Source organism: Streptomyces sp. NPDC013187 (genome assembly GCF_042899705.1).
In the GTDB taxonomy this organism is placed as follows: Bacteria; Actinomycetota; Actinomycetes; order Streptomycetales; family Streptomycetaceae; genus Streptomyces; species Streptomyces hawaiiensis_A.
Window position 1 is genome coordinate 105499 of the sequence record NZ_JBIBAF010000005.1, and the last position, 24555, is coordinate 130053.

Genomic DNA, 24555 nt, shown 5'->3' on the forward strand with positions numbered 1-24555 from the left:
GACCAGCGGTTTTCAGGAACCGCTTGTGGTGACACTCACACGGGCGGCGACCGGCAGATGGTCACTGCCCGTCTGCGGAAGGGTCCATGAGCTATCCGGCTTCAGGCCCCGGACCATGATCTGGTCGATGCGCGCCATCGGGAACGACGCGGGCCAGCTGAAGCCGAAGCCGTTGCCGGCCGCGCCCTGCGTGGAACGCATCTGCGAGGTGACGGCGTTGAGCGCGCGGTCGTTCATCGTGCCGTTCAGGTCGCCGAGCAGGACCACGTTCTTCAGCGGTTCACGGGCGATGGCCTCGCCGAGGTAGTCGGCGCTCCGGTCGCGCTGCCGGGCCGTGAAGCCGGCCTCCATCTTCACGCGCACCGACGGCAGATGGGCGACGTAGACCGCGACCTGTCCGGCCGGGGCGGTCACGGTGGCGCGCATCGCGCGGGTCCAGCCCATGTCGAGGTCGACGTCCCGCACACCGGTCAGCGGGTACTTGCTCCACACCCCGACCGTGCCCTGCACCGAGTGGTAGCGGTACGTCGGCGCCAGCGCCTTCTCGTACGTGGGGACCGCGGCCGGCGTCAGCTCCTCCAGGGCCAGCACGTCCGCGCCGGAGGCGGCCACGTCACGGGCGGTACCGGCCGGGTCGGGGTTGTCGGCGTTGACGTTGTGCGTGACCACTGTGAGGTCGCCGCCGGTCGCGGTCTTGTCGCTGAGCTGGCCGCCGAAGAGGTTCAGCCAGACCACGGACGGCAGCAGCACCGCGATCAGCGCGGTCGCGGACCTGCGGACCAGGGCGAGGACGAGCAGCACCGGGACGACGAGGCCCAGCCAGGGCAGGAACGTCTCGGTGAGGCTGCCCAGGTTGCCGATCGTGTTCGGGATGCGCGAGTGCAGCACCATGACCAGGGCCAGCACCACCGCGCCCGCGGCGACGAACAGTCCGCGCCGCCAGATCCGCGGGTCGCCCCGCCAGGAGCCCGCCAGCCGGTCGAACAGGCGCCGAAGCCGGGCTCCCCGGTGCTCGGGCCCCGAGCCGCCGTTGTCCGTCTCCGTCATGTACGCCTGCTGCGCCATACCGTCGCCTCACTGCCTGCCGTGCACACCATCGCCCCCGTGTCCTTACGACCCTAGGGGATGATCCGTTCCGTTCCCGCCGTCCCTCGACGGCCGTACGGGGGCCATGACGTCCGAGCCCCCGAGGAGAGTTCCGGTCCCGCCCGCCGAAAGCGCCGTCTGTGACGAAACGCGCACACTCACCCGGGCCGGTGGGAGCCGGAACTGACGGGGCGTAGGCCTTCGAGGAGGGTGTCGACGACCTGGTCGGCGAGGTCGTCGGGGAGGTCGGCGTCGGTGTGCAGCACGGCGCGGAGGAGCATCGGGCCGACGAATATGTCGTTCAGCAGTTCGAGGTCGAGATCCGTGCGCAGTTCGCCGTTCTCCTGGCCTCGGCGCAGGACCTCCAGGCCGAGCCGGCGGCGCGGGGCGACGACGGTGGCGTGGTACGCCGCCCAGAGTTTCGGGCTGCTCTTCATCTGGGCCTGGACGCTGTGCAGGATCGCCGAGGAGCGGTTGGCCAGGCCGCGCCGGCGCACCTGCTCCAGCAGGACCACGAGGTCGTCGCGCATGGAGGTGCCCGGGAGCGGCGGGTCCTGGGGCTCGGCGGCGCGCACGACATCGACGAAGAGTTCCTCCTTGCCGCTCCAGCGGCGGTAGATGGTGGCCTTGCCGACGCCCGCGGTGCGGGCGATGCGCTCGATGGACAGCTCCGCGAGCGGGACGCCCTCCTCCAGGAGCTTCATCACACTTTCGATGATGGCGCGCTCGACGGCCTCGCTTCTGGGACGTCCCCTCGCGGGACCGTCGTGCGGGGGGTGCCGTTCGGCGAGGCTCACGTCGCTGCTTCCTTTCCTGACCCGGCGGCCGTTCCGTGCCGCGCGGGAGGTGAATTCTCCCGCAGGCCTACGACCTGGTGTGCGACAACTCCTGTTCCTCCTCGGCCCCCTGGGCCGCCGCCGGCTTGCCCGGCAGGAACAGCGCCACCACGACCGCGCCGAGCACGGCGACGCCCGCGCCGCACAGGGCGGTGATGTGCATGGCGTGCAGGAACGCGTCGTGGGCCGGGGCGACCAGGGACTCGCCCCGCGGGCCCAGCTTGTCCGCGATGCCGAGCGTGGCCTCGATGGACTCCCCCGCGGTGTGCCGCAGCGCAGGGGGGAGGGCGCCGAGCTTGTCCTCGATGCCCGTGCGGTACGCCGTGGACAGCACCGAGCCGAGGACGGCGATGCCGAGGGCGCCGCCGACCTGCCGGAAGGTGTTGCTGAGCGCGGAGGCGGAGCCGGCCTTCTCGCGGGGCAGCGCCTGCATGACGACGACGCTGACCGGCGTCATGATGTGCGCCATGCCGGTGCCCATCAGGAAGAAGATCACTTCCAGGATCCAGATGGGGGTGTCGGCGTCCAGGGCGGCGAAGGCGGCCAGCATGGCCGCGATGACGAGCAGACCGGCCGTGGTCGTGGCCTTGTTGCCGATGCGGTCGACCACCAGCCGGGCGCGCGGCGCGAAGATCAGCTGGGCGGCGGCCAGCGGCAGCATGAGCAGACCGGTCTGCAGCGGCGAGTAGCCGCGCACGCTCTGGGTGTAGAAGACGGAGAAGAAGGTCACGCCCATCAGGGCGAAGAAGACCAGCGCGATGGCGGCGATGGCGGCCGAGAAGACCTTGTCCCCGAAGTACGTGACGTCTATCGACGGATGGTCGCTGCGCTTCTCGAACACGACGAACGCGACGAGTACGGCGAGACCGGCGCCGATGGTCGACAGCACGGTGGCGTCGGTGAAGTCGGCGAGCTGGCCGCCCTCGATGATGCCGTAGACGAGCAGGACCAGGCCGACGACGGACAGCACCACGCCGACGGGGTCGACCCGGCCGGGGTTCGGGTCGCGCGAGTCGGGCACCAGCCAAAGCATCAGCGCGAGTGCGAGCAGCACGATCGGCACGTTGATGAGGAAGACCGAGCCCCACCAGAAGTGGTCGAGCAGCACGCCGCCGGTGATCGGGCCGATGGCGATGGCGAGTCCGACGCCGCCCGCCCAGATGCCGATGGCCTTCGGCTGCTCCTCGCGCTCGAAGACGTTCATGAGGACGGCGAGGGTGGCGGGCATCACGAACGCGGCGCCCAGGCCCATCACCGCACGGAAGGTGATCAGCTCGCCCGGTGAACCGGAGAAGGCGGCGAGCGCCGAGCCGATGCCGAACACGGCGAGGCCGCCGAGCAGCACCTTCTTGCGGCCCAGCCGGTCGCCGAGCAGCCCGGCGGTGAACAGCAGGCCCGCGAAGACGAGGGTGTAGGCGTTGATCGCCCACTCCAGCTCGCTCTGCGTGGCGCCCAGGCCGGTGGGGGCCGGGGTGGAGATCGTCTTGATGGCGACGTTCAGGATCGAGTTGTCGAGTACGACGATCAGCAGGCTCAGCATCAGCACGCCGAGGATCGCCCAGCGGCGCCGGTGCACCGCTTCCGGTACGCGCGGGCCGGTGGGGGCGGCCGGTTCGGCAGGAGTAGTCATGGCACCGAGCCTAGAAGCATTACGATACGAGACCGTCTCGTATTGGAATTCTCTTACCGGGATCTTACGCGGCATCCGCGTCCGGGCCCCCGGTCGACGCGCGGACGGAACTCACAGGGGCTCCCCTAGCCCTCGATGGCACGAGGTGCCACCATGGACGTGGTCCGGGGACGCCGTCAGGGCGCCTCGAGATGACGTGTTAGGAGCCGTGCAATGACGCAGCTTCCGGCTGCCCAGACAGCTCAGAAGAAGTCCGCCGACGGCGGCAGGGCGCTGTACGGGGGCAAGGGCACCCGCCGTATCACCGTGCGCGACATCGCCGCCGCCAAGGAGCGCGGCGAGAAGTGGCCGATGCTCACCGCGTACGACGCCATGACCGCGTCCGTCTTCGACGAGGCCGGGATCCCGGTGATGCTCGTCGGCGACTCGGCGGGCAACTGCCACCTCGGGTACGAGACGACCGTACCCGTCACTCTCGACGAGATGACGATGCTGTCGGCGGCGGTCGTACGGGGCACCTCCCGTGCCCTGATCGTCGGCGACCTGCCCTTCGGCTCCTACCAGGAGGGTCCGGTGCAGGCGCTGCGCTCGGCGACCCGGCTGGTGAAGGAGGCGGGCGTGCAGGCCGTGAAGCTGGAGGGGGGCGAGCGGTCGCACGAACAGATCCGGCTGCTCGTCGAGTCCGGCATCCCGGTCATGGCCCACATCGGGCTGACCCCGCAGTCGGTCAACGCCATGGGCTACCGCGTGCAGGGGCGGGGTGAGGAGGCGGCCCAGCAGCTGCTGCGGGACGCCAAGTCCGTGCAGGACGCGGGGGCGTTCGCGGTGGTGCTGGAGCTGGTTCCCGCGGAGCTGGCCGCCGAGGTGACGCGGGTGCTGCACATCCCGACCGTCGGCATCGGGGCGGGCCCCGAGACCGACGCGCAGGTGCTGGTGTGGACCGACATGCTCGGTCTGACCGGCGGGCGGGTGCCGAAGTTCGTGAAGCAGTACGCCAACCTGCGTGAGGTCATGGGCGACGCGGTGGAGGCGTTCGCCGACGAGGTCGTCGGTGGAACGTTCCCGCAGGAGGAGAACTCCGTCCACTAGGAAGTCACAGAGAGTCACAGAAAGCCACAGCGGTACCACGGACAGCCCGTCGATCTTCCCCCAGTCGACGGGCTGTCCCCTTTCTCCGGGACCACCGACACAGGTGTCGGCGGCTTGTCGGTGGTTTGTCGGTGGGGCCTGAGAGCGTCTGTCTCATGACGCGAATCGACACGCAGACCAGCGGCGCCGCTGTGACCGTGCGGGGGCTGGTGAAGCACTACGGGGAGACCAAGGCTCTGGACGGGGTCGACCTGGAGGTGCGGGAGGGCACCGTGATGGGGGTGCTCGGGCCGAACGGGGCCGGGAAGACGACCCTCGTGCGGATCCTGTCCACCCTGCTGGCGCCCGACTCCGGGCAGGCCACGGTGGCCGGGTACGACGCCGTACGGCAGCCGCGGCAACTACGGCGGGTGATAGGACTCACGGGCCAGTACGCGTCCGTGGACGAGAAGCTCTCGGGCTGGGAGAACCTGTACATGATCGGGCGGCTGCTCGATCTGCCCCGCAAGGAGGCCCGGGCCCGTGCCGACGGGCTGCTGGAGCGCTTCTCGCTGACCGAGGCGGCCAAGCGGCCGGCGGCGACGTACTCCGGGGGGATGCGGCGGCGGCTGGACCTGGCCGCGTCGATGATCGGCCGGCCGGCCGTGCTCTTCCTCGACGAGCCGACCACCGGCCTCGACCCCCGCACCCGCAACGAGGTGTGGGACGAGGTGAAGCGCATGGTCGGCGAAGGGGTCACCGTGCTGCTCACCACCCAGTACATGGAGGAGGCCGAGCAGCTCGCCTCCGAGCTGACGGTCGTCGACCGCGGCCAGGTCATCGCGGGGGGTGCGATCGAGGCGCTGAAGGCGAAGGTCGGCGGCCGGGCGCTGCGGATCCGCCCGGCCGACCCCGCCCACCTGCGGCCGCTCGCCGGCGCGCTGGACGAGCTGGGGATCACCGGGCTCGCCACCACGACCGTCGACACCGAACGGGGTGACGTCCTCGTGCCGATCCTCAGCGACGAGCAGCTGACGGCCGTGGTCGGCGCGGTCACCGCGCGCGGTATCACGCTCTCCTCCCTCACCACCGAACTGCCCAGCCTGGACGAGGTGTTCCTGTCCCTCACCGGCCACCGTGCCAGTGCCCCGCAGGACGCCGTGCCCGCCGAAGACCTTCAGGAGGCCGCCGTATGAGCGCCGTCACCGTGAACGACGCCGCCGCGGACGCCCGTATCCCGCTGCGCGGCCATCTGCGCCACACCGGGGCCCTGATCCGCCGCAACCTGCTGTGGATCCGCAAGGACCCGGAGTCGATGGCCGACGCACTGCTGATGCCGGTCATCTTCACCCTGCTGTTCGTGTTCGTCTTCGGCGGCTCGATCGGGCAGGCGCTGGGCGGCGGGCAGGACCGGTACGTGCAGTACGTGATCCCGGGCATGATCGCGATGATGAGCATGACGCTGTCCCAGGGCGTCGGCACCGGCTTCAGCCAGGACTTCAACTCCGGTGTCATGGACCGCTTCCGGTCCCTGCCCATCGGGCGCGGTTCGGTGCTGTTCGCGAAGATCTCGGTGGAGCTGCTGCGGATGCTGTTCGCGACCGCCGTGCTGATGATCGTCGCCGTGGCCGTCGGGTTCGAGATCACGAACTGGCCGGGGCTGTTCGCGACCGTGGCCCTGTCCACGGCGTTCGCCTCGTCGATCATGTGGGTGTTCCTCACCCTGGGCGTGATCCTGAAGAACGCGCAGTCCGTGCAGGCGATGGGCTTCCTGGTGCTCTTCCCGCTGCAGTTCGGCTCGTCGATCTTCGCGCCGACCACGTCGATGCCGGGCTGGCTGCAGGCCTTCACCGACTACAACCCGCTGTCCACGCTCGCGGACGCCGCGCGCGGTCTGATGGTGGGCGGACCCGTCGCCCACGACCTGTGGGTGACGCTCGGCTGGTCGGTGGCCATCACGGCCGTGATGGCGCCGATCGCGATCCACAAGTTCCGCACGAAGAGCTGACCGGACGCGCCCGGTACGCGTCACAGTAGGGCGGCGGCCTCCTCGGGGGAGAGGCCGCCGCCCTGCGCGTACGCGGTCTCGTACGCCCGGTCGCCGAGGACCGCACGCGCCCTTCGTTCCGCCCGCTCGCGGGCCTCGCGCTCCTGCCGTGGGGAGACGTGGCCGGGCGGCAGCAGGGCGTCGGCGGCGCCGAGGCAGCGGGCCGCGTCCGCGGCGCGGCGCCCGCCCTCGTGGGCGGCCAGGGCTCCGGCCCCGACGGTCAGGTACACGGCGCGCATATAGGGTGCGATGGCCGCCGACAGCGGGTCGGCGGCACGCTCCAGTGCCCTGCGGACCCGCTCCAGGCACTCGTCGTAGCGTTCCTCGACGGCGTCCAGCCAGGCCTCCGCGCCGAGGATGAACGCGTCGAAGACGACGAAGTCGGCGATCCGGAAGTCCTGGCGCAGCCGCCGCAGTTGCTCGCGGGCCTCGGCGAAGCGGCCCGTCGTGCCGAGCCGGCCGGCGAGGAACAGCCGGGCGGCGGGCATGGCCTCGCTGTGCGAGTCCTCGCGCTGGGCGATCACCTCGCGCAGCAGCCGCTCACCCCGCTCGCCGTCACCCGCCTCCAGCAGCGCGCTGCCCAGCCGGGCGCTGAGCACCGCCGCCTGGGCGCGGGCGCCGAGGCGCTCGGCGTGGGCGATGGCCGCCTCGTAGTCGGCGGCGGCCAGGGCGTAGTGGCCCTTGCGTTCGTGGGCCTCGGCGCGGGCGGAGAGCGCCTCCGCGGTGCCCCAGGCGTCACCGAGGCGCCGGAAGATCTCCAGCGCCTCGTCGGCGTCCCGGGCGGCGTCGCCCGCCCAGTCGGAGCGGTTGGCGGTGAAGTTGGCCCGCATCTGCAGGCCGGAGGCCAGCTCCCAGTCGAAGCCGGGGGTGTCGCGGCAGGTCTGGATGAAGACGTCCATGATGACGCGCAGCCGGTCCATGTCGCCGGTCAGCATCACGGCGAAGAACCAGAGCAGGCCGGGCATCCGGCAGTTCTGCGGAAGACCGGGCTCGTAGGTGGCGGCGATGGTCCGCAGCTTCTGCTGGGACCGGTCGTTCTGCCAGGCGTCCAGCTCGGTGTCCATGCAGGCCAGATGGGCGAGGTGGATGCCGCGCCGGGCCTCCCACAGCACCTCGCCGGTCATCGGGGGCGGGGCGTCGGTGCAGCGCTCCCACACCGCGGTGGCGGGACGGACGGGCTCGGTGAAGGGGTCGGGGCCGAGCGCCATGACCTCGCGGCACCAGGTGCGGGCCTCGACGCGCAGGTCGCGCATCTGCCAGTACCAGACGAGGGACAGCACCAGGCACAGGGCCTCCTGCTCGTCGCGCAGGACCACGGCGTGGCGCAGGGCGATCCGCAGGTTCTCGTACTCGCGCTCCAGCCGGTGGACGGCGGCGAGCTGGCCGGCGCCGCGCAGCAACGGGTCCGTGGTGCGGGCGAGTTCGCGGAAGTACGTCAGGTGGGCGCGCTCGGCGTCGGCGCGCTGCCCCGACTCGTCCAGCCGTTCGGCGGCGTACTCGGCGACCGTCTCCAGGAGCCGGTAGCGCATCTCCCCGTCGGCGCAATCGCCGGGCGGGGCGGCCACGACCAGGGAGCGGTCGACGAGGGAGGCGAGCGCCTCCAGGGCGGCCGGTCCGCACACCGCCTCGGCGGCGGGCAGGTCACAGCCGCCGGCGAACACCGACAGCCGCCGCAGGACGTCCCGTTCGTCCTCGTCGAGCAGGTCCCAGGACCAGTCGACGACGGCTCTGAGGGTCTGCTGGCGGGGCAGGACCGTGCGACTGCCGGAGGTGAGGAGACGGAAGCGGTCGTCGAGCCGGTCGGCGATCTGGCGGGGGGTGAGCATCCGCAGGCGGGCGGCGGCCAGTTCGATGGCCAGCGGCAGGCCGTCGAGGCGCCGGCAGATCTCGGCGCACGCCCCGGGGTCGTCCTCGGTGCGGAATCCGGGCCGGGCCGCCGCGCCCCGGTCGGCGAGCAGCCGCAGCGCGACCGGCTCGGGCAGCGGCTCCACCGGGCGCAGCAACTCCCCCGGCACGCCGAGCGGTTCACGGCTGGTGGCCAGGACGGTGAGGTCGGGGCAGCGTGCCAGCAGCTCCTCGGCGAGGCGGGCGGCGGCGTCGGCGACGTGCTCGCAGTTGTCGAGGATCAGCAGCATGCGGGGCCGGGAGCAGTGCTCGGCGAGCCGCTCGACGGGATCGTCGAGCCGGTCGGCGACGGCCGCGCGGATGCCCTCGGCGCCCGCGCCGTACAGCACGGTCTCGCGGGCGCCGAGGGCGGTGAGCACGGCCTCGGGGACGGCGGCGGGGTCGTCGACCGGGGCGAGTTCGGCCAGCCACACGCCGCCGGGCATGGCCTCGCGCACGGACTCGGCGGCCTCCTGCGACAGGCGGGTCTTCCCGGCGCCGCCGGGCCCGAGCAGGGTGACCAGCCGGGCTGTCGCGAGATCCCCGCGGATGGTCTCGATGTCGGTTTCCCGGCCGATGAAGGAGGTGAGGCGGGCCCGGAGATTCCCGGCGGACCTGCCCGGCCCCTCGGCCGCGGGCAGGGGTGCGGGGGTGTCGCCGAGGCGAAGCAACTCCGCGTGCAGGGACCGGAGTTCCGGCCCCGGGTCGGCGCCGAGGCGGTCGGCGAGGAGGCGCCGCACGTCCTCGTAGGCGTCCAGTGCCTCCGCCGCACGGCCGGCGTCCCGCAGGGCGCGCAGCCGCAGGGCCTGCAGCGGCTCGTCCAGGGGATGCCCGTCGCACAGGGCGGTCAGTTCCGGCAGGGACTGCTCGGCCTGGCCGAGAGCGAGGGCGGCGGTGTGGCGTGCGCGCAGCACGTCCAGGCGGCGGGTGTCCCGGCGGGCCGCCTCGGCGGTGCGGTCGGGCAGGTCGGCGAGGGCCGGGCCGCGCCACAGGGCGAGGGCGTCGTCGAGGACCACGGCGGCCTTGGCGGGGTCGCTGTCGGACAGCGCCCGCAGCCCCTCGCCGGCCAGCCGCTCGAACCGGTGCAGGTCGACGTCGTCGGGCGGGGCGGTGAGCCGGTACCCGCCCTCGACAGAGGCGACCGCGTCCGCGCCGAGGGTCCTGCGCAGCCGTCCGACCAGCGCCTGCAGCGCCCCCGGCGCGTCGGCGGGCGGCTGCCCGCCCCACACCTCGTCGACGAGCAGCCCGGCGGGCACGGTTCGTCCGGCCCGCAACGCGAGCACGGTCAGCAGCGCGCGCAGCCGCGCCCCGCCGATCGGAAGGGCCGTCCCGTCGTCGCGGAGCGCCTGCGTGGTGCCGAGGATGCGGTACTGCACGGGCTCATTGTCTCCGTTGGTACGGGGGCGGTCACGGCGATCGACGGCACGGCGGGGCGTTCGCGGGCCGGTGCGGAGTCTCCACGCTCGGCAGCACCAGGCAACACCCCCGGCCGGGGCGGCGGGCCCGGCCGGTGAGCCTCAGGCCCCACAGGGCGCTCGCAAGCCGGTACGAAGGCACCACACCCGGCAGCACCGGGCACCGCCACCGGCCGGGGCCGCGGGCCCGGCCCGGGGGCCTCAGGCTCCACGGCGCGCGGTGTCCGGGCGGCCTCGTCTCCCCGGCCTGCTCAGGCGCTCCAACAGGGCCGTCAGGTCCGCCGCCGGGATGCCGCGGGTCTCCGCGCCGGGTTCCGCGTCCTGGGAAAGGCCCCGTGCCTCGCGGACGGCCTGGGAGAGCGGGGAGTCCGTGTCCGGCACGTCCAGGGTCACCACCAGCCCCGACTCGCGCGAGCGCCGCCCCCGCCCGTCGGCCGCCCGCTCCGCCTCGGTCTCCTTGAACCACGTCGGGCACCGGTCCACCAGCCGCAGCCCGCGCTCCCCCGCCACCGGCTCGTAGGAGCGCGATCCGGGCGCGGTCTCGGCCCAGGTCTGGGTCAGCACCTGCACGGCCCGCACCAGCCCGCCGGCCTCGGGCCACTTCGCGCCGTGCCGCTCGACGGACAGCAGCCCGGCCGACCGGGTCGGGCTCCCCGGTTCCGGGCGCAGGTCATCCTCGGCGTCGGGGTCCGCTCCCAGTGCCACCGGCAGGCCGGACTCCTCCCGCACCATCCGCACCCCGCCCACGTCCTCCACGGGCCCGGCCACCTCGGTGAGCTGGTCGTACCAGCCGCCGCCCAGCACGGTGTCCGGGTCCACCAGCAGCAGCGGCCAGCTCACCTCGTCGCCCACCGAGAAGATCGTGCCGCAGCACTCCATCTGCCAGTCCTCGTAGTACACGTGCCACAGCCCCATTCCCCCACCCTCCCCGGAACCGACCGCCCCGCGCGAGACGTTTTTCACCTGCGCCCGGTACCGTCGGGCCGTCCCACCCCGTGTCGATGAGTGCAGGGAGCCCCATGACCACCGCCACCACCCGCCACAGCGAGCGGCGGATCAGCCCCGTGTTCGTCGGCATCCTCGCCGTGACGGCGGTCACGGGATGGGCGACCTGGACCGGGTTCGCCGAGCAGCCCGGCGTCGCCGTGTTCCTGTTCGTGACGGCGGCGTGGATCGTGTCGCTGTGCCTGCACGAGTACGCGCACGCCCGCACCGCCCTGCACAGCGGCGACATCTCGGTCGGTGAGAAGGGCTACCTGACCCTGAACCCGCTGAAGTACACGCACGCGCTGCTCAGCATCGTGCTGCCGGTGATCTTCGTGATCATGGGCGGGATCGGCCTGCCCGGCGGTGCCGTGTTCATCGAGCGGGGGCGGATCCAGGGGCGCTGGAAGCACAGTCTCATCTCGGCGGCGGGTCCGCTGACGAACGTGCTGTTCGCCGTCGTCTGCACCGCCCCGTTCTGGCTGGACGCGCTGGACGGCGTGCCGAACGACTTCCGGTTCGCGCTGGCCTTCCTCGCGCTGCTCCAGGTGACGGCCGCGCTGCTGAACTTCCTGCCGGTGCCCGGGCTGGACGGTTACGGCGTGATCGAGCCCTGGCTGTCGTACGGCATCCGCCGCCAGGTGGAGCCGTTCGCGCCGTTCGGCCTGCTGTTCGTGTTCGCGCTGCTGTGGCTGCCGGCGGTGAACGGCGTCTTCTTCGACGTGATCGACACGATCCTGAAGTCCCTCGGGATCAGCGACTTCGAGACTTACTGCGGTCAGGAGCTGTACCGCTTCTGGCAGGGCTCGAACGAGTTCTGCCAGGCGGCCCCGTGACGAAAGCGGTCAGTGCGTGACCGACCTCTGCGCCCTGGCGCGCTTCAGGTAGTACCAGGCCATGTTCGACGAAAGTCCGGCGAGCAGCACCCACACGATCCCCAGCCAGCTGCCCTCCACGAAGGAGACCACGGCCGCGGCCACGGACAGGACGCAGACGATCAGGGCATAGAGGGCGAGGCGGGGCATGGGGTCGACTCCTGTCGGGGGACACTGCGGCACTGCTGATGCCGTCCAGTGTCCCCCATGCGTCTCACCGGCTCACACGTCGGTGACGCGGAGCCCCGCGTGCGCCTTGTAGCGGCGGTTGACGGAGATCAGGTTGGCCACCAGCGACTCCACCTGGTGGGCGTTGCGCAGCCGCCCGGCGAAGACACCGCGCATCCCGGGGATGCGACCGGCGAGGGCCTGGACGATCTCCACGTCCGCCCGCACCTCGCCGAGCACCATCACATCGGTGTCGATCTCGTCGATCTCCGGGTCCTGGAGCAGCACGGCCGACAGGTGGTGGAAGGCGGCCGTGACCCGGGAGTCCGGCAGCAGGGCGGCGGCCTGCTCGGCGGCGCTGCCCTCCTCGGGCTTGAGGGCGTAGGCGCCCTTCTTGTCGAAGCCGAGCGGGTTGACGCAGTCGACGACGAGCTTGCCCGCCAGCTCCTCGCGCAGGGACTCGAGGGTCTTGCCGTGGCCGTCCCACGGCACGGCGACGATCACGACGTCGCTGCGGCGCGCGGTCTCGGCGTTGTCGGCGCCCTCGACGCCGTGACCGAGCTCGTCGGCGGCGGCCTGGGCGCGCTCCGCGGCCCGCGAGCCGATGATCACCTTCTGGCCGGCCTTGGCGAGCCGGTAGGCCAGGCCCTTGCCCTGCGGTCCGGTCCCGCCGAGCACCCCCACCACGAGTCCGGAGACGTCGGGCAGGTCCCAGGGGTCCTTGGCGGGCGCCTTCTGGGTGTTGTCGGTGGCAGCACTGTCGGTAGAGGTCATGGCCCCGACTCTACGACCGCGCCGTCGCGCTGTGCGGCTCAGGTCGGCTGCGTCAAGGGCACCAGCCGGAAGGGTTCTCACCAGGGCGCGGGCGCCGGGCGCCGGGGCGTCGTCGCGGGTGGTGAAGCAGACCCGCCCGAAACCGGCGTACCCCTCCTGTCCGGCGCCGGAGGGGACGCCGGGTCCGGTCTTCGGCGGGCTCCACCGGTCGTTCGACGGTGGTACAGGTGACCGGTCGGTCTCCCCGGCCCGGGCGAATGCGGAATGAACTGGACGTCACGAGTGGCCGCTCGGGGCAGGATGCGGCCCCATGGATGCGGTACGGGTCGCGTTGCTGCGGGAAGTGCTCGCCGGGACGGAGTGGCTCCAGGCCACACGGCGGTTCGCCGGGGCGCTGCGCGGCTCGGTGGTGTCGCACGGGGGCGGGCTGCTGCTCGTCGGCACGCGGGAGTACGAGCCGTGGCATCTGGCCGCGCACCTGGTGGACGAGGCCGCCTGGTCGGGCACGCCGGAGCTGACCCCGACACTGGTACGGCACGACGCGCGCCCCTGCGATCCGGCGCACCTGGCGGTCGGTCTGGGCCGGCTGGAGGCGGCCCGGCGGGGCGAAACGCTGCTGGTGGTCGCCCCCGAGGGGCCCGCCGCGCCACTCCTGGAGCGGGTGTCCGACGCCCGTCGCGCCGGTGCGACGGTCCTGGCCCTGGGCCCCGGCCCGGGCGAGTTGCCGTCCATGGCGCACGAGACCCTGGCCGTCCCCGACGGCTCGGAGCTGGACCTCGACACGGTGCAGCACCTGGTCAGCGCGGCGGCCGGGGAGAACGCCCTGCCCACCCCGAGGGGGCGGCGCCGGCTGCGGGACCGGGTGGCGCGACTGGCGGAGCACCTGACGGCACCGCCACCGGCCCGCTGGTGACCTCCGGGCGTCCCCCGGCCGGCCTCGCGGGCGCCCGGCACATCACGAACGCCCGGGGCGCGCGGCCCCGGGCGCCGGTGGGATCAGCTCTCTTCGTCGCGGCTGCCCGCCGGTGCGTCGTGCCACTTGGGGTCGTTCTCCCACTGGAGGTTGCGCTCGCGGGCGGTCGCCATCGCGTGTTCGGCCTCCGTGCGGGAGGCGTACGGCCCGAACCGGTCCTTGTTGGGGCACTCCGGCCCCTCCTCGACCTTCTTGTGCTCCAGGCAGTAGTACCACTCACCCGGCTTGCCGACCGTGCGCTTCTTGAACAGGGCCATGACCAGCTCCTCTCGCCATCGTCATGTTCCCCCATGGCCGCTGGTTAGACTCGCTGGCATGTCTGGCCAGTCGCTGCTCGTCCCGGGGGAGCTGTCCCCCATCCGTTCCGTGCCCGGAAACATCCGTCGCCCCGAGTACGTCGGCAAGCCCGCGCCGACGCCGTACACCGGACCGGAGGTGCAGACGCCCGAGACGATCGAGGCGATGCGCGTGGCCGGCCGGATCGCGGCCCGGGCGATGGCGGAGGCCGCGAAGCTGATCGCCCCCGGGGTGACCACGGACGAGCTGGACAAGGCGGCGCACGAGTACATGTGCGACCACGGCGCCTACCCCTCGACGCTGGGCTACCGCGGCTTCCCCAAGTCGCTGTGCACGAGCGTCAACGAGGTCATCTGCCACGGCATCCCGGACTCGACGGTCCTGCGCGACGGCGACATCGTCAACCTCGACGTGACGGCGTACATCGGCGGTGTGCACGGCGACAACAACGCCACCTATCTCGTGGGTGACGTCGACGAGGAGTCGCGGCTGCTGGTCGAGCGGACCCGGGAGTCCCTGGAGCGGGCGATCAAGGCGGTCAAGCCGGGCCGGCAGATCAACATCATCGGCCGGGTCATCGAGTCGTACGCCAAGCGCTTCGGCTACGGGGTGGTCCGGGACTTCACCGGGCACGGCATCAACTCGTCGTTCCACTCGGGCCTGATCATCCCGCACTACGACAGCCCGCACGCGACGACGGTCATCCAGCCCGGCATGACGTTCACGATCGAGCCGATGCTGACGCTGGGCACGCACGAGTACGACATGTGGGACGACGGCTGGACGGTCGTGACGAAGGACCGGAAGCGGACGGCCCAGTTCGAGCACACGCTGGTGGTGACGGACTCGGGCGCGGAGATCCTCACGCTGCCGTAGCCCCGCACCCCACCCGCGCCCCCACACCCCTGCACGGCCCGCTCTCCCGTAGAGGGCGGGCCGTTCCCTTCCCGTCGGAGGTTTTTACCGACACCGCGTCGGGAAAAGTGTGCGCATGGAATCCTTCTCGACGCTCCTTCGGACGGCTTCCCGCGAGCAGCACGAGGAGGTCAGGGGCTCGACCTTCATCGGCGATCTGCTGGGACGCAAGCTGGGGGTCGACGCGTTCGCGCGCTACACCGAGCAGCTGTGGTTCGTGTACGGGGCGCTGGAGTCCGGCGCCCGGCGACTGGCCGCGGACCCGGTGGCCGGCCCGTTCGTCCGTCCTGAGCTGTTCCGCATGACGGCACTGGAGCAGGACCTGGAGCATCTGCGCGGCCCCGGCTGGCGGACGACGGTCACTGCGCTGCCGGCCACCCTGGAGTACGCGGAGCGGATCAGCGCGTGCGCCCGCACCTGGCCGGCCGGTTACGTCGCCCACCACTACACCCGCTACATGGGTGACCTCTCCGGCGGGCAGATCATCCGCGACACGGCCGAGAGGACGTGGGGCTTCCCGAGGAAGGGCGACGGGGTGCGCTTCTACGTCTTCGAGGGGATCCCCAACCCGGCCGCCTTCAAGCGGACTTACTGCGCGCTGCTGGACGCGCTGCCCGGTGACGAGCTGGAGCGGCAGCGGGTCGTGGCCGAGTGCAAGCGGGCGTACGGGCTGAACAACGGGATGTTCGAGGCGCTGGGTGCGGAGTTCCCACTCACGGCGTGAGCGGGCGGGGCCCCTTCGCGCGCGGCGAGGGGCCCGCTTCCGGCTCGGGAGAATGCGTGCTCGGGCGCCGACCGGGCCGTCGGTGCCCGGTCACGCCCCGGAGAGCCCCTTCACCGCCCGCCCCCTTCCCCTGGGGCGCGGTCCGTGCGGCTCAGCGTTCGAGGTGGACCCGCCCGCCGACCTCGGTCCATCCGCCCGGCTGGGGCGCGGTGAGGATCTGTGAGCCCGCGCCCTGGGTGATGTTGAGGGCCCGGCCCAGCCGGTCGGTGAGCAGCAGGGCGGCGGCCCCCGTCGCCTCGTCCTCGTCGATGCCGTCGCCCCGGCCGGGGAAGGCTCGGGCCCGGATCCGCCCGGCCGGCTCGTCCTCCCAGGCCCAGGCGTACACCCACTCCCCCGGCGGCGGCACGGCCAGGTCGTCGACCTCGGCGGCGCCGCCGTACTGCCGCAGCGTCCGCGGCGGCACCCACTCCGCCCGGGCCTCGATCCAGCAGAACTCCCCGTCCTGCCGGGCCCCGGCCACTCCGGCGGGCGTCACCAGTTCGGGAACGTCGAGCAGCCATGCCGTCCCGACACAGGGATGCCCGGCGAAGGGCAGCCGCAGGGTGGGCGTGTAGATGTCGATCACCCCGCGCTCGGGGTCGTCGACGAACACGGTCTCGCTGAACCCGACTTTCGCCGCGAACGCCTGCCGCTCGTCCCGCTCCGGCATCACGGAACCCTCGCGCACGACCCCGAGCTCGTTGCCGTATCCACCGTTGGGCCCGCAGAAGACGCGGAGCACGTCGTAATCAGTCACGAGGGGAATTCAAACATCGCCCGACACGATCAGACATCCTCGTGATGCGGCATGATCGCGCCCAACCGGGCCGGGCCGGGCCGGCGCACGCCCGGGGTCAAGGGGTGCGCGCCGGTGGCGTTGAGGCGGGATGGTGTGTGGTCCGGCACTCGTCGCAGCCCATGCGCACCGGGCCCCGCTCCTGTGCGCCGGTCGTGTCGGGGCAGGCAGGGGGCCGCGAGCCATCGAAACGCGACCTTTGACCTTCCCTTGACCCGATCATGGGGGCGATTTTGAGCCACTTAAGTAATCCTTATGTGCCCTTAGGTGAGCCTCACCTTCCTCTCTCCTGGAGCCCACATGCGACCCGCCCGTCCCGCTTCCGTCGTCATCGCCGCCGCGGCGGCCCTCGCCGCCGTCACCGGCTGCACCGAGAAGAGCGACGCCAAGGACGGCGACCACGTGATCAACGTGACGGCGACCGACGACAAGTGCCAGGTGTCGAAGAAGGAGTTCCCGGCCGGGCACGTCGAGCTGGCCGTCGAGAACAAGGGCTCCAAGGTCACCGAGGTCTACGTCCTCTTCCCCGACGACCGCGTGGTCACCGAGCGGGAGAACATAGGCCCCGGCACCAAGCAGCGGGTCACCGCCGAGGTGAAGGCCGGCGACTACCAGATCGCCTGCAAGCCCGGCATGAAGGGCGACGGCATCCGCCAGGCCGTCAAGGCCACCGGCGGCAAGGCCGTCAAGCGCGATCCGCGCCTGGACAAGGCCGTCGCCGCCTACCGCGCCTACGCGCAGGCGCAGGCCGACGAGACCCTGCCGAAGGCCGAGGCGTTCGCGAAGGCCGTCAAGGACGGTGACATCGAGGCGGCGAAGAAGGCCTACGCCCCCTCCCGCATCGGCTGGGAGCGCACCGAGCCGGTCGCCGAGTCGTTCGGCGACATCGACCCCAAGGTCGACGTCCGCGAGGACGGCCTGGAGGACGGCCAGGACCCGGCCACCGACTGGACCGGCTGGCACCGCCTGGAGAAGGCCCTCTGGCAGGACAAGAAGATCGGCACCCGCGAGAAGGACCTCGCCGACCTGCTGATCAAGGACTTGAAGGACTGGCAGAACCGGGTCGGCAAGGCCGAGATCACCCCCACCTCCATGGCCAACGGCGCCAAGGAGCTCCTCGACGAGGTCGCCACCGGCAAGGTCACCGGCGAGGAGGAGCGCTACTCGCACACCGACCTGGTCGACTTCAAGGCCAACGTCGAGGGCGCGCAGAAGTCCTACGACCTGCTGAAGCCGGTCGCCAAGGAGAACGACGCGGCCCTGGTCACCGAACTCGACGAGCAGTTCGCGGCCCTGGACAAGCTGCTCGACCAGTACCGCCCGAACACGACGTCGTACGACTTCACCTCCTACGACAAGGTCGGCAAGGCCGACCGCAAGGAGCTCTCGGACGCGGTCAACGCCCTGGCGGAGCCGCTGTCGAAGCTCGCCGCGGCCGTGGTCAAGTAGCGGAGGCCCCGATGACGGACAGCAACTCCTCCTCCCCCAGCCGCCGTTCCCTGCTCGGCTGGGGCGGGGCGGGCCTGGCGCTCGGCGCGGCGGCGGCGGGCGGCGCTGTGGCGATGGCCCGTACCGAGGACGACACCGAACCGGCCGGGTCGGCGATCGCCTTCCACGGCGCGCACCAGGCGGGCATCGCCACCCCGGTGCAGGACCGCCTGCACTTCGCCGCGTTCGACGTGACGACCGACGACCGCGAGGCCTTCGTCCAGCTGCTGAAGGACTGGACGGCGGCCGCCCGGCGCATGACGGCCGGACACGCCGTCGGCGAGGGCGCGTTCGGCGGCCTGGCCGAGGCGCCGCCGGACGACACCGGTGAGGCGCTCGGCCTGAAGCCCTCCCGCCTGACCCTCACGATCGGCTTCGGCCCCTCCCTGTTCGGGAAGTTCGGCCTCACGGACCGGCGCCCGGAGGCCCTGGTCGACCTGCCGAAGTTCGCGGGCGACAACCTGGACAAGAACCGCAGCGGCGGCGACCTGTGCATCCAGGCCTGCGCCGACGACCCCCAGGTCGCCGTGCACGCCGTTCGCAACCTGGCCCGCATCGGCTTCGGCAAGGTCGTCATCCGCTGGTCGCAGCTCGGCTTCGGCAAGACCTCCTCCACCACGCCCGAGGCGCAGACGCCGCGCAACCTGATGGGCTTCAAGGACGGCACCCGCAACATCGCGGGCACGGAGACGGACCGCCTGAAGAAGTTCGTCTGGGTGGACGAGAAGGACGAACCGGCCTGGATGGCGGGCGGCAGCTACCTGGTGGCCCGTCGCATCCGCATGCACATCGAGACCTGGGACCGCACCTCGCTGCAGGAGCAGGAGGACATCTTCGGCCGCGACAAGGGCGAGGGCGCCCCGGTCGGCAAGGCCAAGGAGCGCGACGAGCCGTTCCTGAAGGCGATGAAGCCCGACGCGCACGTCCGGCTCGCGCACCCCGACAGCAACCACGGGGCGACGATCCTGCGCCGCGGCTACTCCTTCACCGACGGCACGGACGGCCTCGGCCGCCTGGACGCGGGCCTGTTCTTCCTGGCCTACCAGCGCGACGTCCGCAAGGGCTTCATCCCGATCCAGCGCAGTCTGGCCGCGGACGCGCTCAACGAGTACATCCAGCACGTCGGTTCGGCCCTGTTCGCCGTCCCGCCGGGCGTCCGCGACAAGGACGACTGGTGGGGCCGCACGCTGTTCTCCAAGGAGGCCTGAGCCGGTGTTCTCCAACTACCTGATCGGTCTGCGCGAGGGCCTGGAGGCGAGCCTCGTCGTCTGCATCCTCATCGCCTACCTCGTCAAGACGGACCGCAGGGACGCCCTGAAGCCGATCTGGGCCGGTATAGCCGTCGCGATCGCCCTCGCGTTCGGCTTCGGCTGCGCCCTTGAATTCGGCTCCCAGGAACTGACGTTCCAGGCCCAGGAGGCGCTCGGCGGCTCCCTGTCGATCCTCGCGGTCGGCCTGGTGACGTGGATGGTGTTCTGGATGCGCCGCACGGCCCGCCACCTCAAGTCCGAGCTGCACGGCAGGCTGGACGCGGCGCTCGCGATGGGCACGGGCGCGCTGGTCGCGACCGCGTTCCTCGCGGTGGGCCGGGAGGGCCTGGAAACGGCCCTGTTCGTCTGGGCGTCGGTCCACGCGGCGAGCGACGGCACACCGCGTCCCCTGCTGGGCGTCGCCCTGGGCCTCCTCACGGCGATCGCCCTGGGCTGGCTGTTCTACCGCGGCGCGCTGCGCATCAACCTGGCGAAGTTCTTCACGTGGACCGGCGGCATGCTGGTGGTCGTCGCGGCCGGCGTCCTCGCCTACGGCTTCCACGACCTCCAGGAGGCCGACTTCCTGCCCGGCCTCACCGACAAGGCCTTCGACATCTCCGGCACGATCCCCCCGGACAGCTGGTACGGCACGCTCCTCAAGGGCGTCCTCAACTTCCAGCCCGACCCCACCACACTCCAAGTCACGGTCTGGCTCCTGTACTTGATCCCGACCCTGGCCCTCTTCCTGGCACCGACCCGCACCACCGCGAAAACTCCGGTACGCGACGGGGCGTGACAACCCACCGCCCCTACCGCCAAGGCCAGGTAGGCCCGCAACCCAGCGGCACGCATGCCCGCAGCCGGGGCGAGCGGCACGGATGCCCGCGGCTGGGGCGAGGCACGACGCTCCCGCACCCGCCGGACGACGCAAGGGGCCGTGTCGGGGGGTGTCCGCCCGCAGCGGTTGGCGCGTCAACGCCAGTCAGTCGGTAGGCAAGTCGATCGCGCCGTTCCGAGGACGGACACCCCCCGGCGCGGCCCCGACCCACACCCGCCGTCACGCGAAGACGCGCGCCCCACCCGGCGACGGACGAAGGCGTATACCCCCACCCGGCGACGGACGAAGGCGTATACCCCCACCCGGCGTCGGACGAGGCAGACGCCCACCCCACCCCCGGCCCGACCGCCGGAGGCACCCGGTAGGGTTCGCCTCCGGAAAGGGGAAGGTGAAGGTACCCGATGAGCAGGGATCGCGACCCTCGAACGCTCCGCAGGCCCGCCCGGAGCGCCCTCATAGCAACCTCGGCGACCGCTTTGTCGCTGACGGCCAGTGGATGCGTCGTCGTGCACGGCGAACGGGAGATCCTCCCGTCCACGACCCGCGCCGAAGCCGCCCAGGCCCTCCAGGAGTTCACGACCGCGTACAACGAGGCCGACAAGGCCTACGACGGCACCCTGGACGCCGACCACACCACGGGCGCCCTCGCCGACATCGACTCGGCCCGCCTCAAGGCCGGGAAGGCGAACAACCCGGGCGGCAACCCGCGCCACACCCCGCTGGAACTGACGGACGCGAAGTTCACGATCCCGAAGAAGGCCGGCTGGCCCCGCTGGTTCGTCGCCGACGCGGCCGGCAACAAGGGCGGCACCGCCCGCTGGCTCCTGGTCTTCACCCGCAGCAGCCTGGACGACCCCTTCCAGGTGGCGTACCTGACACTCGTCGCCCCGGACAAGGTCCCGCAGTTCGAGAAGGACGCCGACGGCTGGGCCGAGTCCGTCCCCGTGAACTCCACCGACCTGGCCACCGCCCCCGGCGACCTGAGCCGGACGTACGCGACGTACCTGAAGAGCGGCGGAGAGACCTTCGCGGACGGCGCCCACACCAGCCAGTGGCGTGCCCTGCGCGAGAAGAACGGCAAGAAGCCCGGCATGGTCACCCAGTACATCGACGAGCCGCTGACGAACGGCGACTACGCACCGCTGGCGCTGCGCACGACGGACGGCGGGGCGCTGGTGTTCTTCACCACCCGCCACTACGAGAAGCAGACCGCGTACGCGGGCACGTCCGTCCCCGCCCCCAACAAGGACGTCCTGGCCCTGACGAAGGGCGAGATCAAGCAGTCCCTCACGATGGAGTTCGTCTCCAACGAGGTGGCACTGGACCCCAAGGGCCCGGGCAAGATCACGATTCTGGGCAGGATCCAGGGACTGACCTCGGCGGAGGGCTCGTAAGCCACGCGTCGCGAGCCCGGCCTCGTGAGCCCGGCCCGGCCGCCGGCGGGCTTCAGTGCCGCAAGGGCCAGGCCGCCTCGCCGGCCCGGCCGGTGTCCTCATCCACATAGCGCCCACAGACCTCCGTGAGCACCTCCAGCAGGCTCAGTGGGTCCGGCAGCTCGTGCTCGGGCCCGCGCACCCACCGCACCGCCTGCTCCTCACCGGGCAGCCGCGCCGGCGGTACGAGGACGTAGGAGCCCCGGCAGTGCCAGCGCAGCCCGGGGTGCTCGTCCATCGTCTCGGGGTGGCAGTCCAGTTCGCACGGCCACCACTCGTCCTCGTCCTCGGGCGTACCGCGGGTGAGCGTGAAGAAGAGGAGGCGGCCGTCGTCGCTCTCGGCGACCGGCCCGACCTCGACACCGGCGGCGAGCAGCCGCTCCAACGCGTCGCGACCGGCATCGAGGGGCACGTCGAGGACGTCGTGCACCATGCCGGTCGCGGTGATGAAGTTGGCCTGCGGCTGATGGCGGGCCCAGCGCTCGATCTGGGCGCGGTCGGTGGTCGACTGCGTCTGCCAGGCGAAGGACACCGGGTGCCGGGCGGGGGTGGGACAGCCGACCCGGTCGCAGGAGCAGCGGTAGCCGGCCGGGTGGGCGGCGGGCGCGAGAGGCAGTCCCGCGCCGGCGGCGGCGAGCAGCAGGGCCTCACGGCCGCCGTCCCCGGCGGTCTCCTTCGGCCGGCGCCCGGCGCGCAGCCACTGGGTGAGTTTGCCCTGCAGGCCGGTCCGGCCGCCGAACTCCGCGCTCATCTATCCCCTCGCCTCGCCGTCGTGCCGAACAGCATGCCTCATCGTCCCATCTTCCCGCTCACCGGGGGGCCAGTGCCCACATCCAGGACAGGTGGGACGCACCGCGCACCGGGCGTCGGACGGGACAGACGGGACGCATCGCATACCGGGCGCCGGAGGGGACAGACGGGACGCATCGCGCCCTGGGCGTCGGAGGGGAGGGGAACGAACGAGCCCCGCTCTCCACCGCGATCGGGTGTCATTGTCTGCTTTGCCATGACATGGCGCCCTACCGTGGTCGTCATGGTCACAAGGATCGCGTTGTCGGGTCTGGCCTCCGTGGCGTCCGTGGTCTCGCTGTTCCCGTCGGGGCCCGGCGTCCGTGCCCCGGCCCCGCTGGAGTGGGGCGCGGGCCCGCTGACCGTGGCGGCCCTCCCCCGGATCACGTACGTCGCGCACCGCGGCGGCGCCCGTGAGGTTCCCGAGAACAGCATGGCGGGGCTGGCGACCGCTTACGAGCGCGGGACGGCGCAGGTGCTGGACTTCGACACGCGACTCCTGCGCGACGGCACGCCGGTGGTGTTCCACGACGAGACGCTGAACCGCACCACCTACCTGGGCGGCGCGGTGCGCGGCCTGGACTCCCGGGAGTGGCAGGGCGTACGGCTGCGCCCGAAGGACAGGCTTCCGGGGAGCTGGCGGTCGGAGCGGCCGCCGACGGTCGCCGAGGTGCTGGATCGTTTCGGCGGGCGGATCGTGCTGATGCTGGAGGCGAAGGACCCGCGCAGCCTCGACCGGCTGGCCGAGCTGATCCGGGCCCGCGGCCTGACCCGCTCGGTGTTCGTGAACTCCAACGACCCCGAGGTGGCCCGGCGCGTCCATCGCCTCGGCCTGCTCTCGCAGTTGTGGCGCTCGGCGCAGCAGTTGCGCACGGACCGCCCGGAGCGCTGGCGGTCGTTCGTGGACCTGCTGGACGTGGATCACCGGGCGCGCGACGCGGATCTGGCGCGGGCGGTGAACTCGGGGATCGCGCGGGTGTGGGCGCACACCGTGGTGACGGATGCGCAGCGGGACCGGGTGCTGGCGCTGGGCTGCGACGGTGTGATCACGGACGCGCCGGGGCGCCTCGCCCGGACCGCTCAGCGCGGGGCCAGGCCGTGAAGGGCGTAGTCGACGAGGGTGTCGGTGTACTCGTGGGAGATCGGGCCGGTGCGCTGGAGCCAGCGCTGGGCGAGCGGCGAGATGAAGAACTCCAGGGCGATGCGCGGGTCGATCTCCGGCCGCACCTGGCCGGCTTCCTGGGCGGCGCGCAGCCGGTTGATGTAGAGGTCGAGTGAGGGCTGCATCAGCTTGGCCACGAGCTCGCGCCCAAGTTGCTCGTTGACGACGCCCTCGGCGGCCAGCGCGCGGGACGGCACGTCGAACCTGGGGTCGTTCATCTGGTCGACGGTGGCGCGCAGCACGCCCTTGACGTCGGCGGCGAGGTCGCCGGTGTCCGGGAAGGTGTACGGCGCCGGCCCGGCCTCGTCCAGGGACCGCTCGGCCAGGTCGAGGAACGCCTCCATCAGGACGTCCGCCTTGGAGGACCACCAGCGGTAGATCGTCTGCTTGCCGACACCGGCGCGGGCGGCGATGCCCTCGATGGTGGTCTTCGGATAGCCGACCTCGACGACGAGCGCGAGAGCGGCGTCGTAGATGGCCCGGCGGGACTTCTCGCTGCGCCGGGTGGAGTCGGGGGCGGGCCTGGAGGGGGCGGGCCTGGAAGGAGCGGGGGCGGAGGGGGCGGGCGTGCCGGGAGCGGGCTTGCCGGGAGCGGGCTTGCCGGGAGTGGGCTGGGTGGACTTCTGGACGGCCATGCGCCGAATTTATCAGGTTGACAAGACGGACCGTCTCGCGGACAGTGAAGCGCATGTACGAGACGAACCGTCTCGTCACCTGAAGGCGATGACCACGGAAGGAACCCGAGATGACCCGAGGCGGAGCCGGAAACATGCTGGGCGTCGGCGGATCGCGCAGGAACCTCGGCCGCAGGGAGCTGCGCGGCGGTGGCCGGGGCGGCCGGATCGGCGGCGGTCTCGACCCGCAGGCCCAGAAGCGCGAGTTGCTGCGCAAGCTCCAGGAGAAACGGCAGCAGCAGGACACGCAGGAGGGGGGCACGGCGGGCACGGCGTCATGAGCCTCCCCCGCGCGGGGGAGAGCGGACCCCCGCGCGCGGGATCCTCCCGGGTGGTCCGGCGGATGTACTGAGGCGGTCGCGGCCCGCGACCGGCGGACACCCGCCCCATGGACACCCGGGAGGACTCGG

Annotated in this window: 24 protein-coding genes; 13 read left to right on the top strand and 11 right to left on the bottom strand. The window is 72.1% G+C overall.

All coding sequences use genetic code 11. The annotated features are described in order from the left end of the window. Window positions 1-12: 12 nt before the first annotated feature. The 3 genes from ACFY5B_RS11660 to ACFY5B_RS11670 form a co-directional block, all read right to left on the bottom strand. Window positions 13-1065, bottom strand: coding sequence for an endonuclease/exonuclease/phosphatase family protein (locus tag ACFY5B_RS11660; protein WP_389967892.1), 1053 nt, complete (start codon window positions 1063-1065; stop codon window positions 13-15). Window positions 1066-1244: 179 nt separating this feature from the next. Continuing rightward, complete coding sequence (locus tag ACFY5B_RS11665; RefSeq protein ID WP_389967894.1) at window positions 1245-1883, bottom strand: TetR/AcrR family transcriptional regulator; 639 nt, start codon at window positions 1881-1883, stop codon at window positions 1245-1247. Window positions 1884-1950: 67 nt separating this feature from the next. Beyond that, on the bottom strand, window positions 1951-3552 hold the full coding sequence (locus tag ACFY5B_RS11670) for an MFS transporter (RefSeq protein WP_389967896.1): 1602 nt from the start codon (window positions 3550-3552) through the stop codon (window positions 1951-1953). 213 nt (window positions 3553-3765) lie between these two features. Between ACFY5B_RS11670 and panB the strand changes: the two genes are divergently transcribed. The 3 genes from panB (at window position 3766) to ACFY5B_RS11685 (ending at window position 6628) form a co-directional block, all read left to right on the top strand. Continuing rightward, a complete protein-coding gene (panB, locus tag ACFY5B_RS11675; RefSeq protein WP_389967897.1) occupies window positions 3766-4641 on the top strand; it encodes a 3-methyl-2-oxobutanoate hydroxymethyltransferase in 876 nt (291 codons plus the stop codon). Between the two features lie 155 nt (window positions 4642-4796). Beyond that, entirely contained in the window at window positions 4797-5816 is a 1020-nt protein-coding gene (locus tag ACFY5B_RS11680) for an ATP-binding cassette domain-containing protein (protein WP_389967899.1), read from the top strand. Next, window positions 5813-6628, top strand: a complete 816-nt coding sequence (locus ACFY5B_RS11685; RefSeq protein WP_389967900.1) for an ABC transporter permease — start codon at window positions 5813-5815, stop codon at window positions 6626-6628. Before ACFY5B_RS11680 ends, ACFY5B_RS11685 begins: the two co-directional genes overlap by 4 nt. Before the next feature lie 20 nt (window positions 6629-6648). Here ACFY5B_RS11685 and ACFY5B_RS11690 read toward each other — a convergent pair whose 3' ends face one another. Continuing rightward, a complete protein-coding gene (locus ACFY5B_RS11690) occupies window positions 6649-9927 on the bottom strand; it encodes a BTAD domain-containing putative transcriptional regulator (protein ID WP_389967901.1) in 3279 nt (1092 codons plus the stop codon). A 240-nt stretch (window positions 9928-10167) separates the two neighbouring features. After that, on the bottom strand, window positions 10168-10881 hold the full coding sequence (locus ACFY5B_RS11695) for a DUF6578 domain-containing protein (protein ID WP_389967902.1): 714 nt from the start codon (window positions 10879-10881) through the stop codon (window positions 10168-10170). 104 nt (window positions 10882-10985) lie between these two features. On the opposite strand from ACFY5B_RS11695, the gene ACFY5B_RS11700 reads away from it, so the two are divergent. Then, window positions 10986-11786 carry a site-2 protease family protein gene (locus ACFY5B_RS11700; protein ID WP_389967904.1) on the top strand — a complete coding sequence of 267 codons (801 nt, stop codon included), beginning with the start codon at window positions 10986-10988 and terminating at the stop codon, window positions 11784-11786. A 9-nt stretch (window positions 11787-11795) separates the two neighbouring features. Here the strand turns inward: ACFY5B_RS11700 and ACFY5B_RS11705 are convergent, their stop codons facing one another. Together ACFY5B_RS11705 and npdG are read right to left on the bottom strand one after the other, a co-directional pair. Continuing rightward, entirely contained in the window at window positions 11796-11975 is a 180-nt protein-coding gene (locus tag ACFY5B_RS11705; protein WP_389967906.1) for a hypothetical protein, read from the bottom strand. 72 nt (window positions 11976-12047) lie between these two features. After that, window positions 12048-12767 (bottom strand): NADPH-dependent F420 reductase, encoded by a 720-nt coding sequence (gene npdG, locus ACFY5B_RS11710; protein ID WP_389967908.1) that lies wholly within the window; start codon window positions 12765-12767, stop codon window positions 12048-12050. Between the two features lie 310 nt (window positions 12768-13077). Here npdG and ACFY5B_RS11715 point away from each other — a divergent pair, with 310 nt between their 5' ends. After that, the gene (locus ACFY5B_RS11715; RefSeq protein WP_389967910.1) at window positions 13078-13680 is read left to right on the top strand and encodes a hypothetical protein; all 603 of its coding nucleotides are present in this window, start codon (window positions 13078-13080) and stop codon (window positions 13678-13680) included. A gap of 83 nt (window positions 13681-13763) precedes the next feature. Here ACFY5B_RS11715 and ACFY5B_RS11720 read toward each other — a convergent pair whose 3' ends face one another. Next, the gene (locus tag ACFY5B_RS11720; protein WP_366713345.1) at window positions 13764-13997 is read right to left on the bottom strand and encodes a hypothetical protein; all 234 of its coding nucleotides are present in this window, start codon (window positions 13995-13997) and stop codon (window positions 13764-13766) included. A gap of 58 nt (window positions 13998-14055) precedes the next feature. On the opposite strand from ACFY5B_RS11720, the gene map reads away from it, so the two are divergent. Further along, window positions 14056-14913, top strand: a complete 858-nt coding sequence (gene map / locus ACFY5B_RS11725) for a type I methionyl aminopeptidase (protein ID WP_352100545.1) — start codon at window positions 14056-14058, stop codon at window positions 14911-14913. Between the two features lie 115 nt (window positions 14914-15028). Further along, window positions 15029-15676, top strand: a complete 648-nt coding sequence (locus tag ACFY5B_RS11730) for a heme oxygenase (biliverdin-producing) (protein WP_389967912.1) — start codon at window positions 15029-15031, stop codon at window positions 15674-15676. A gap of 151 nt (window positions 15677-15827) precedes the next feature. Here ACFY5B_RS11730 and ACFY5B_RS11735 read toward each other — a convergent pair whose 3' ends face one another. Then, a complete protein-coding gene (locus tag ACFY5B_RS11735; protein WP_389967914.1) occupies window positions 15828-16472 on the bottom strand; it encodes a PhzF family phenazine biosynthesis protein in 645 nt (214 codons plus the stop codon). A gap of 339 nt (window positions 16473-16811) precedes the next feature. Between ACFY5B_RS11735 and efeO the strand changes: the two genes are divergently transcribed. The 4 genes from efeO (at window position 16812) to ACFY5B_RS11755 (ending at window position 21481) form a co-directional block, all read left to right on the top strand. Then, complete coding sequence (gene efeO, locus ACFY5B_RS11740; protein ID WP_389967916.1) at window positions 16812-17960, top strand: iron uptake system protein EfeO; 1149 nt, start codon at window positions 16812-16814, stop codon at window positions 17958-17960. Between the two features lie 11 nt (window positions 17961-17971). Further along, a complete protein-coding gene (efeB, locus tag ACFY5B_RS11745) occupies window positions 17972-19207 on the top strand; it encodes an iron uptake transporter deferrochelatase/peroxidase subunit (protein ID WP_389967918.1) in 1236 nt (411 codons plus the stop codon). 4 nt (window positions 19208-19211) lie between these two features. Continuing rightward, window positions 19212-20045, top strand: a complete 834-nt coding sequence (gene efeU, locus ACFY5B_RS11750; RefSeq protein WP_389967920.1) for an iron uptake transporter permease EfeU — start codon at window positions 19212-19214, stop codon at window positions 20043-20045. A gap of 443 nt (window positions 20046-20488) precedes the next feature. Then, window positions 20489-21481, top strand: a complete 993-nt coding sequence (locus ACFY5B_RS11755) for a hypothetical protein (RefSeq protein WP_389967921.1) — start codon at window positions 20489-20491, stop codon at window positions 21479-21481. A 52-nt stretch (window positions 21482-21533) separates the two neighbouring features. Here the strand turns inward: ACFY5B_RS11755 and ACFY5B_RS11760 are convergent, their stop codons facing one another. Further along, window positions 21534-22271 carry a bifunctional DNA primase/polymerase gene (locus tag ACFY5B_RS11760; protein WP_389967923.1) on the bottom strand — a complete coding sequence of 246 codons (738 nt, stop codon included), beginning with the start codon at window positions 22269-22271 and terminating at the stop codon, window positions 21534-21536. 282 nt (window positions 22272-22553) lie between these two features. Here ACFY5B_RS11760 and ACFY5B_RS11765 point away from each other — a divergent pair, with 282 nt between their 5' ends. Next, a complete protein-coding gene (locus ACFY5B_RS11765) occupies window positions 22554-23411 on the top strand; it encodes a glycerophosphodiester phosphodiesterase (RefSeq protein WP_389967924.1) in 858 nt (285 codons plus the stop codon). Here the strand turns inward: ACFY5B_RS11765 and ACFY5B_RS11770 are convergent. Beyond that, complete coding sequence (locus ACFY5B_RS11770) at window positions 23390-24106, bottom strand: TetR/AcrR family transcriptional regulator C-terminal ligand-binding domain-containing protein (protein WP_389967926.1); 717 nt, start codon at window positions 24104-24106, stop codon at window positions 23390-23392. The genes ACFY5B_RS11765 and ACFY5B_RS11770 overlap by 22 nt on opposite strands. Before the next feature lie 110 nt (window positions 24107-24216). Between ACFY5B_RS11770 and ACFY5B_RS11775 the strand changes: the two genes are divergently transcribed. Continuing rightward, complete coding sequence (locus tag ACFY5B_RS11775; protein WP_389967928.1) at window positions 24217-24426, top strand: DUF6243 family protein; 210 nt, start codon at window positions 24217-24219, stop codon at window positions 24424-24426. Window positions 24427-24555 lie beyond the last annotated feature (129 nt).

What these genes read in the sequence shown, in the direction of transcription:
- ACFY5B_RS11660 (WP_389967892.1), bottom strand. Translation starts at nt 1,065, where the DNA reads ATGGCGCAGCAGGCGTACATGACGGAGACGGACAACGGCGGCTCGGGG.
- ACFY5B_RS11670 (WP_389967896.1), bottom strand. Translation starts at nt 3,552, where the DNA reads ATGACTACTCCTGCCGAACCGGCCGCCCCCACCGGCCCGCGCGTACCG.
- panB (WP_389967897.1), top strand. Translation starts at nt 3,766, where the DNA reads ATGACGCAGCTTCCGGCTGCCCAGACAGCTCAGAAGAAGTCCGCCGAC.
- ACFY5B_RS11680 (WP_389967899.1), top strand. Translation starts at nt 4,797, where the DNA reads ATGACGCGAATCGACACGCAGACCAGCGGCGCCGCTGTGACCGTGCGG.
- ACFY5B_RS11685 (WP_389967900.1), top strand. Translation starts at nt 5,813, where the DNA reads ATGAGCGCCGTCACCGTGAACGACGCCGCCGCGGACGCCCGTATCCCG.
- ACFY5B_RS11695 (WP_389967902.1), bottom strand. Translation starts at nt 10,881, where the DNA reads ATGGGGCTGTGGCACGTGTACTACGAGGACTGGCAGATGGAGTGCTGC.
- ACFY5B_RS11700 (WP_389967904.1), top strand. Translation starts at nt 10,986, where the DNA reads ATGACCACCGCCACCACCCGCCACAGCGAGCGGCGGATCAGCCCCGTG.
- ACFY5B_RS11705 (WP_389967906.1), bottom strand. Translation starts at nt 11,975, where the DNA reads ATGCCCCGCCTCGCCCTCTATGCCCTGATCGTCTGCGTCCTGTCCGTG.
- npdG (WP_389967908.1), bottom strand. Translation starts at nt 12,767, where the DNA reads ATGACCTCTACCGACAGTGCTGCCACCGACAACACCCAGAAGGCGCCC.
- ACFY5B_RS11715 (WP_389967910.1), top strand. Translation starts at nt 13,078, where the DNA reads ATGGATGCGGTACGGGTCGCGTTGCTGCGGGAAGTGCTCGCCGGGACG.
- ACFY5B_RS11720 (WP_366713345.1), bottom strand. Translation starts at nt 13,997, where the DNA reads ATGGCCCTGTTCAAGAAGCGCACGGTCGGCAAGCCGGGTGAGTGGTAC.
- map (WP_352100545.1), top strand. Translation starts at nt 14,056, where the DNA reads ATGTCTGGCCAGTCGCTGCTCGTCCCGGGGGAGCTGTCCCCCATCCGT.
- ACFY5B_RS11730 (WP_389967912.1), top strand. Translation starts at nt 15,029, where the DNA reads ATGGAATCCTTCTCGACGCTCCTTCGGACGGCTTCCCGCGAGCAGCAC.
- efeO (WP_389967916.1), top strand. Translation starts at nt 16,812, where the DNA reads ATGCGACCCGCCCGTCCCGCTTCCGTCGTCATCGCCGCCGCGGCGGCC.
- efeB (WP_389967918.1), top strand. Translation starts at nt 17,972, where the DNA reads ATGACGGACAGCAACTCCTCCTCCCCCAGCCGCCGTTCCCTGCTCGGC.
- ACFY5B_RS11755 (WP_389967921.1), top strand. Translation starts at nt 20,489, where the DNA reads ATGAGCAGGGATCGCGACCCTCGAACGCTCCGCAGGCCCGCCCGGAGC.
- ACFY5B_RS11760 (WP_389967923.1), bottom strand. Translation starts at nt 22,271, where the DNA reads ATGAGCGCGGAGTTCGGCGGCCGGACCGGCCTGCAGGGCAAACTCACC.
- ACFY5B_RS11765 (WP_389967924.1), top strand. Translation starts at nt 22,554, where the DNA reads ATGGTCACAAGGATCGCGTTGTCGGGTCTGGCCTCCGTGGCGTCCGTG.
- ACFY5B_RS11770 (WP_389967926.1), bottom strand. Translation starts at nt 24,106, where the DNA reads ATGGCCGTCCAGAAGTCCACCCAGCCCACTCCCGGCAAGCCCGCTCCC.
- ACFY5B_RS11775 (WP_389967928.1), top strand. Translation starts at nt 24,217, where the DNA reads ATGACCCGAGGCGGAGCCGGAAACATGCTGGGCGTCGGCGGATCGCGC.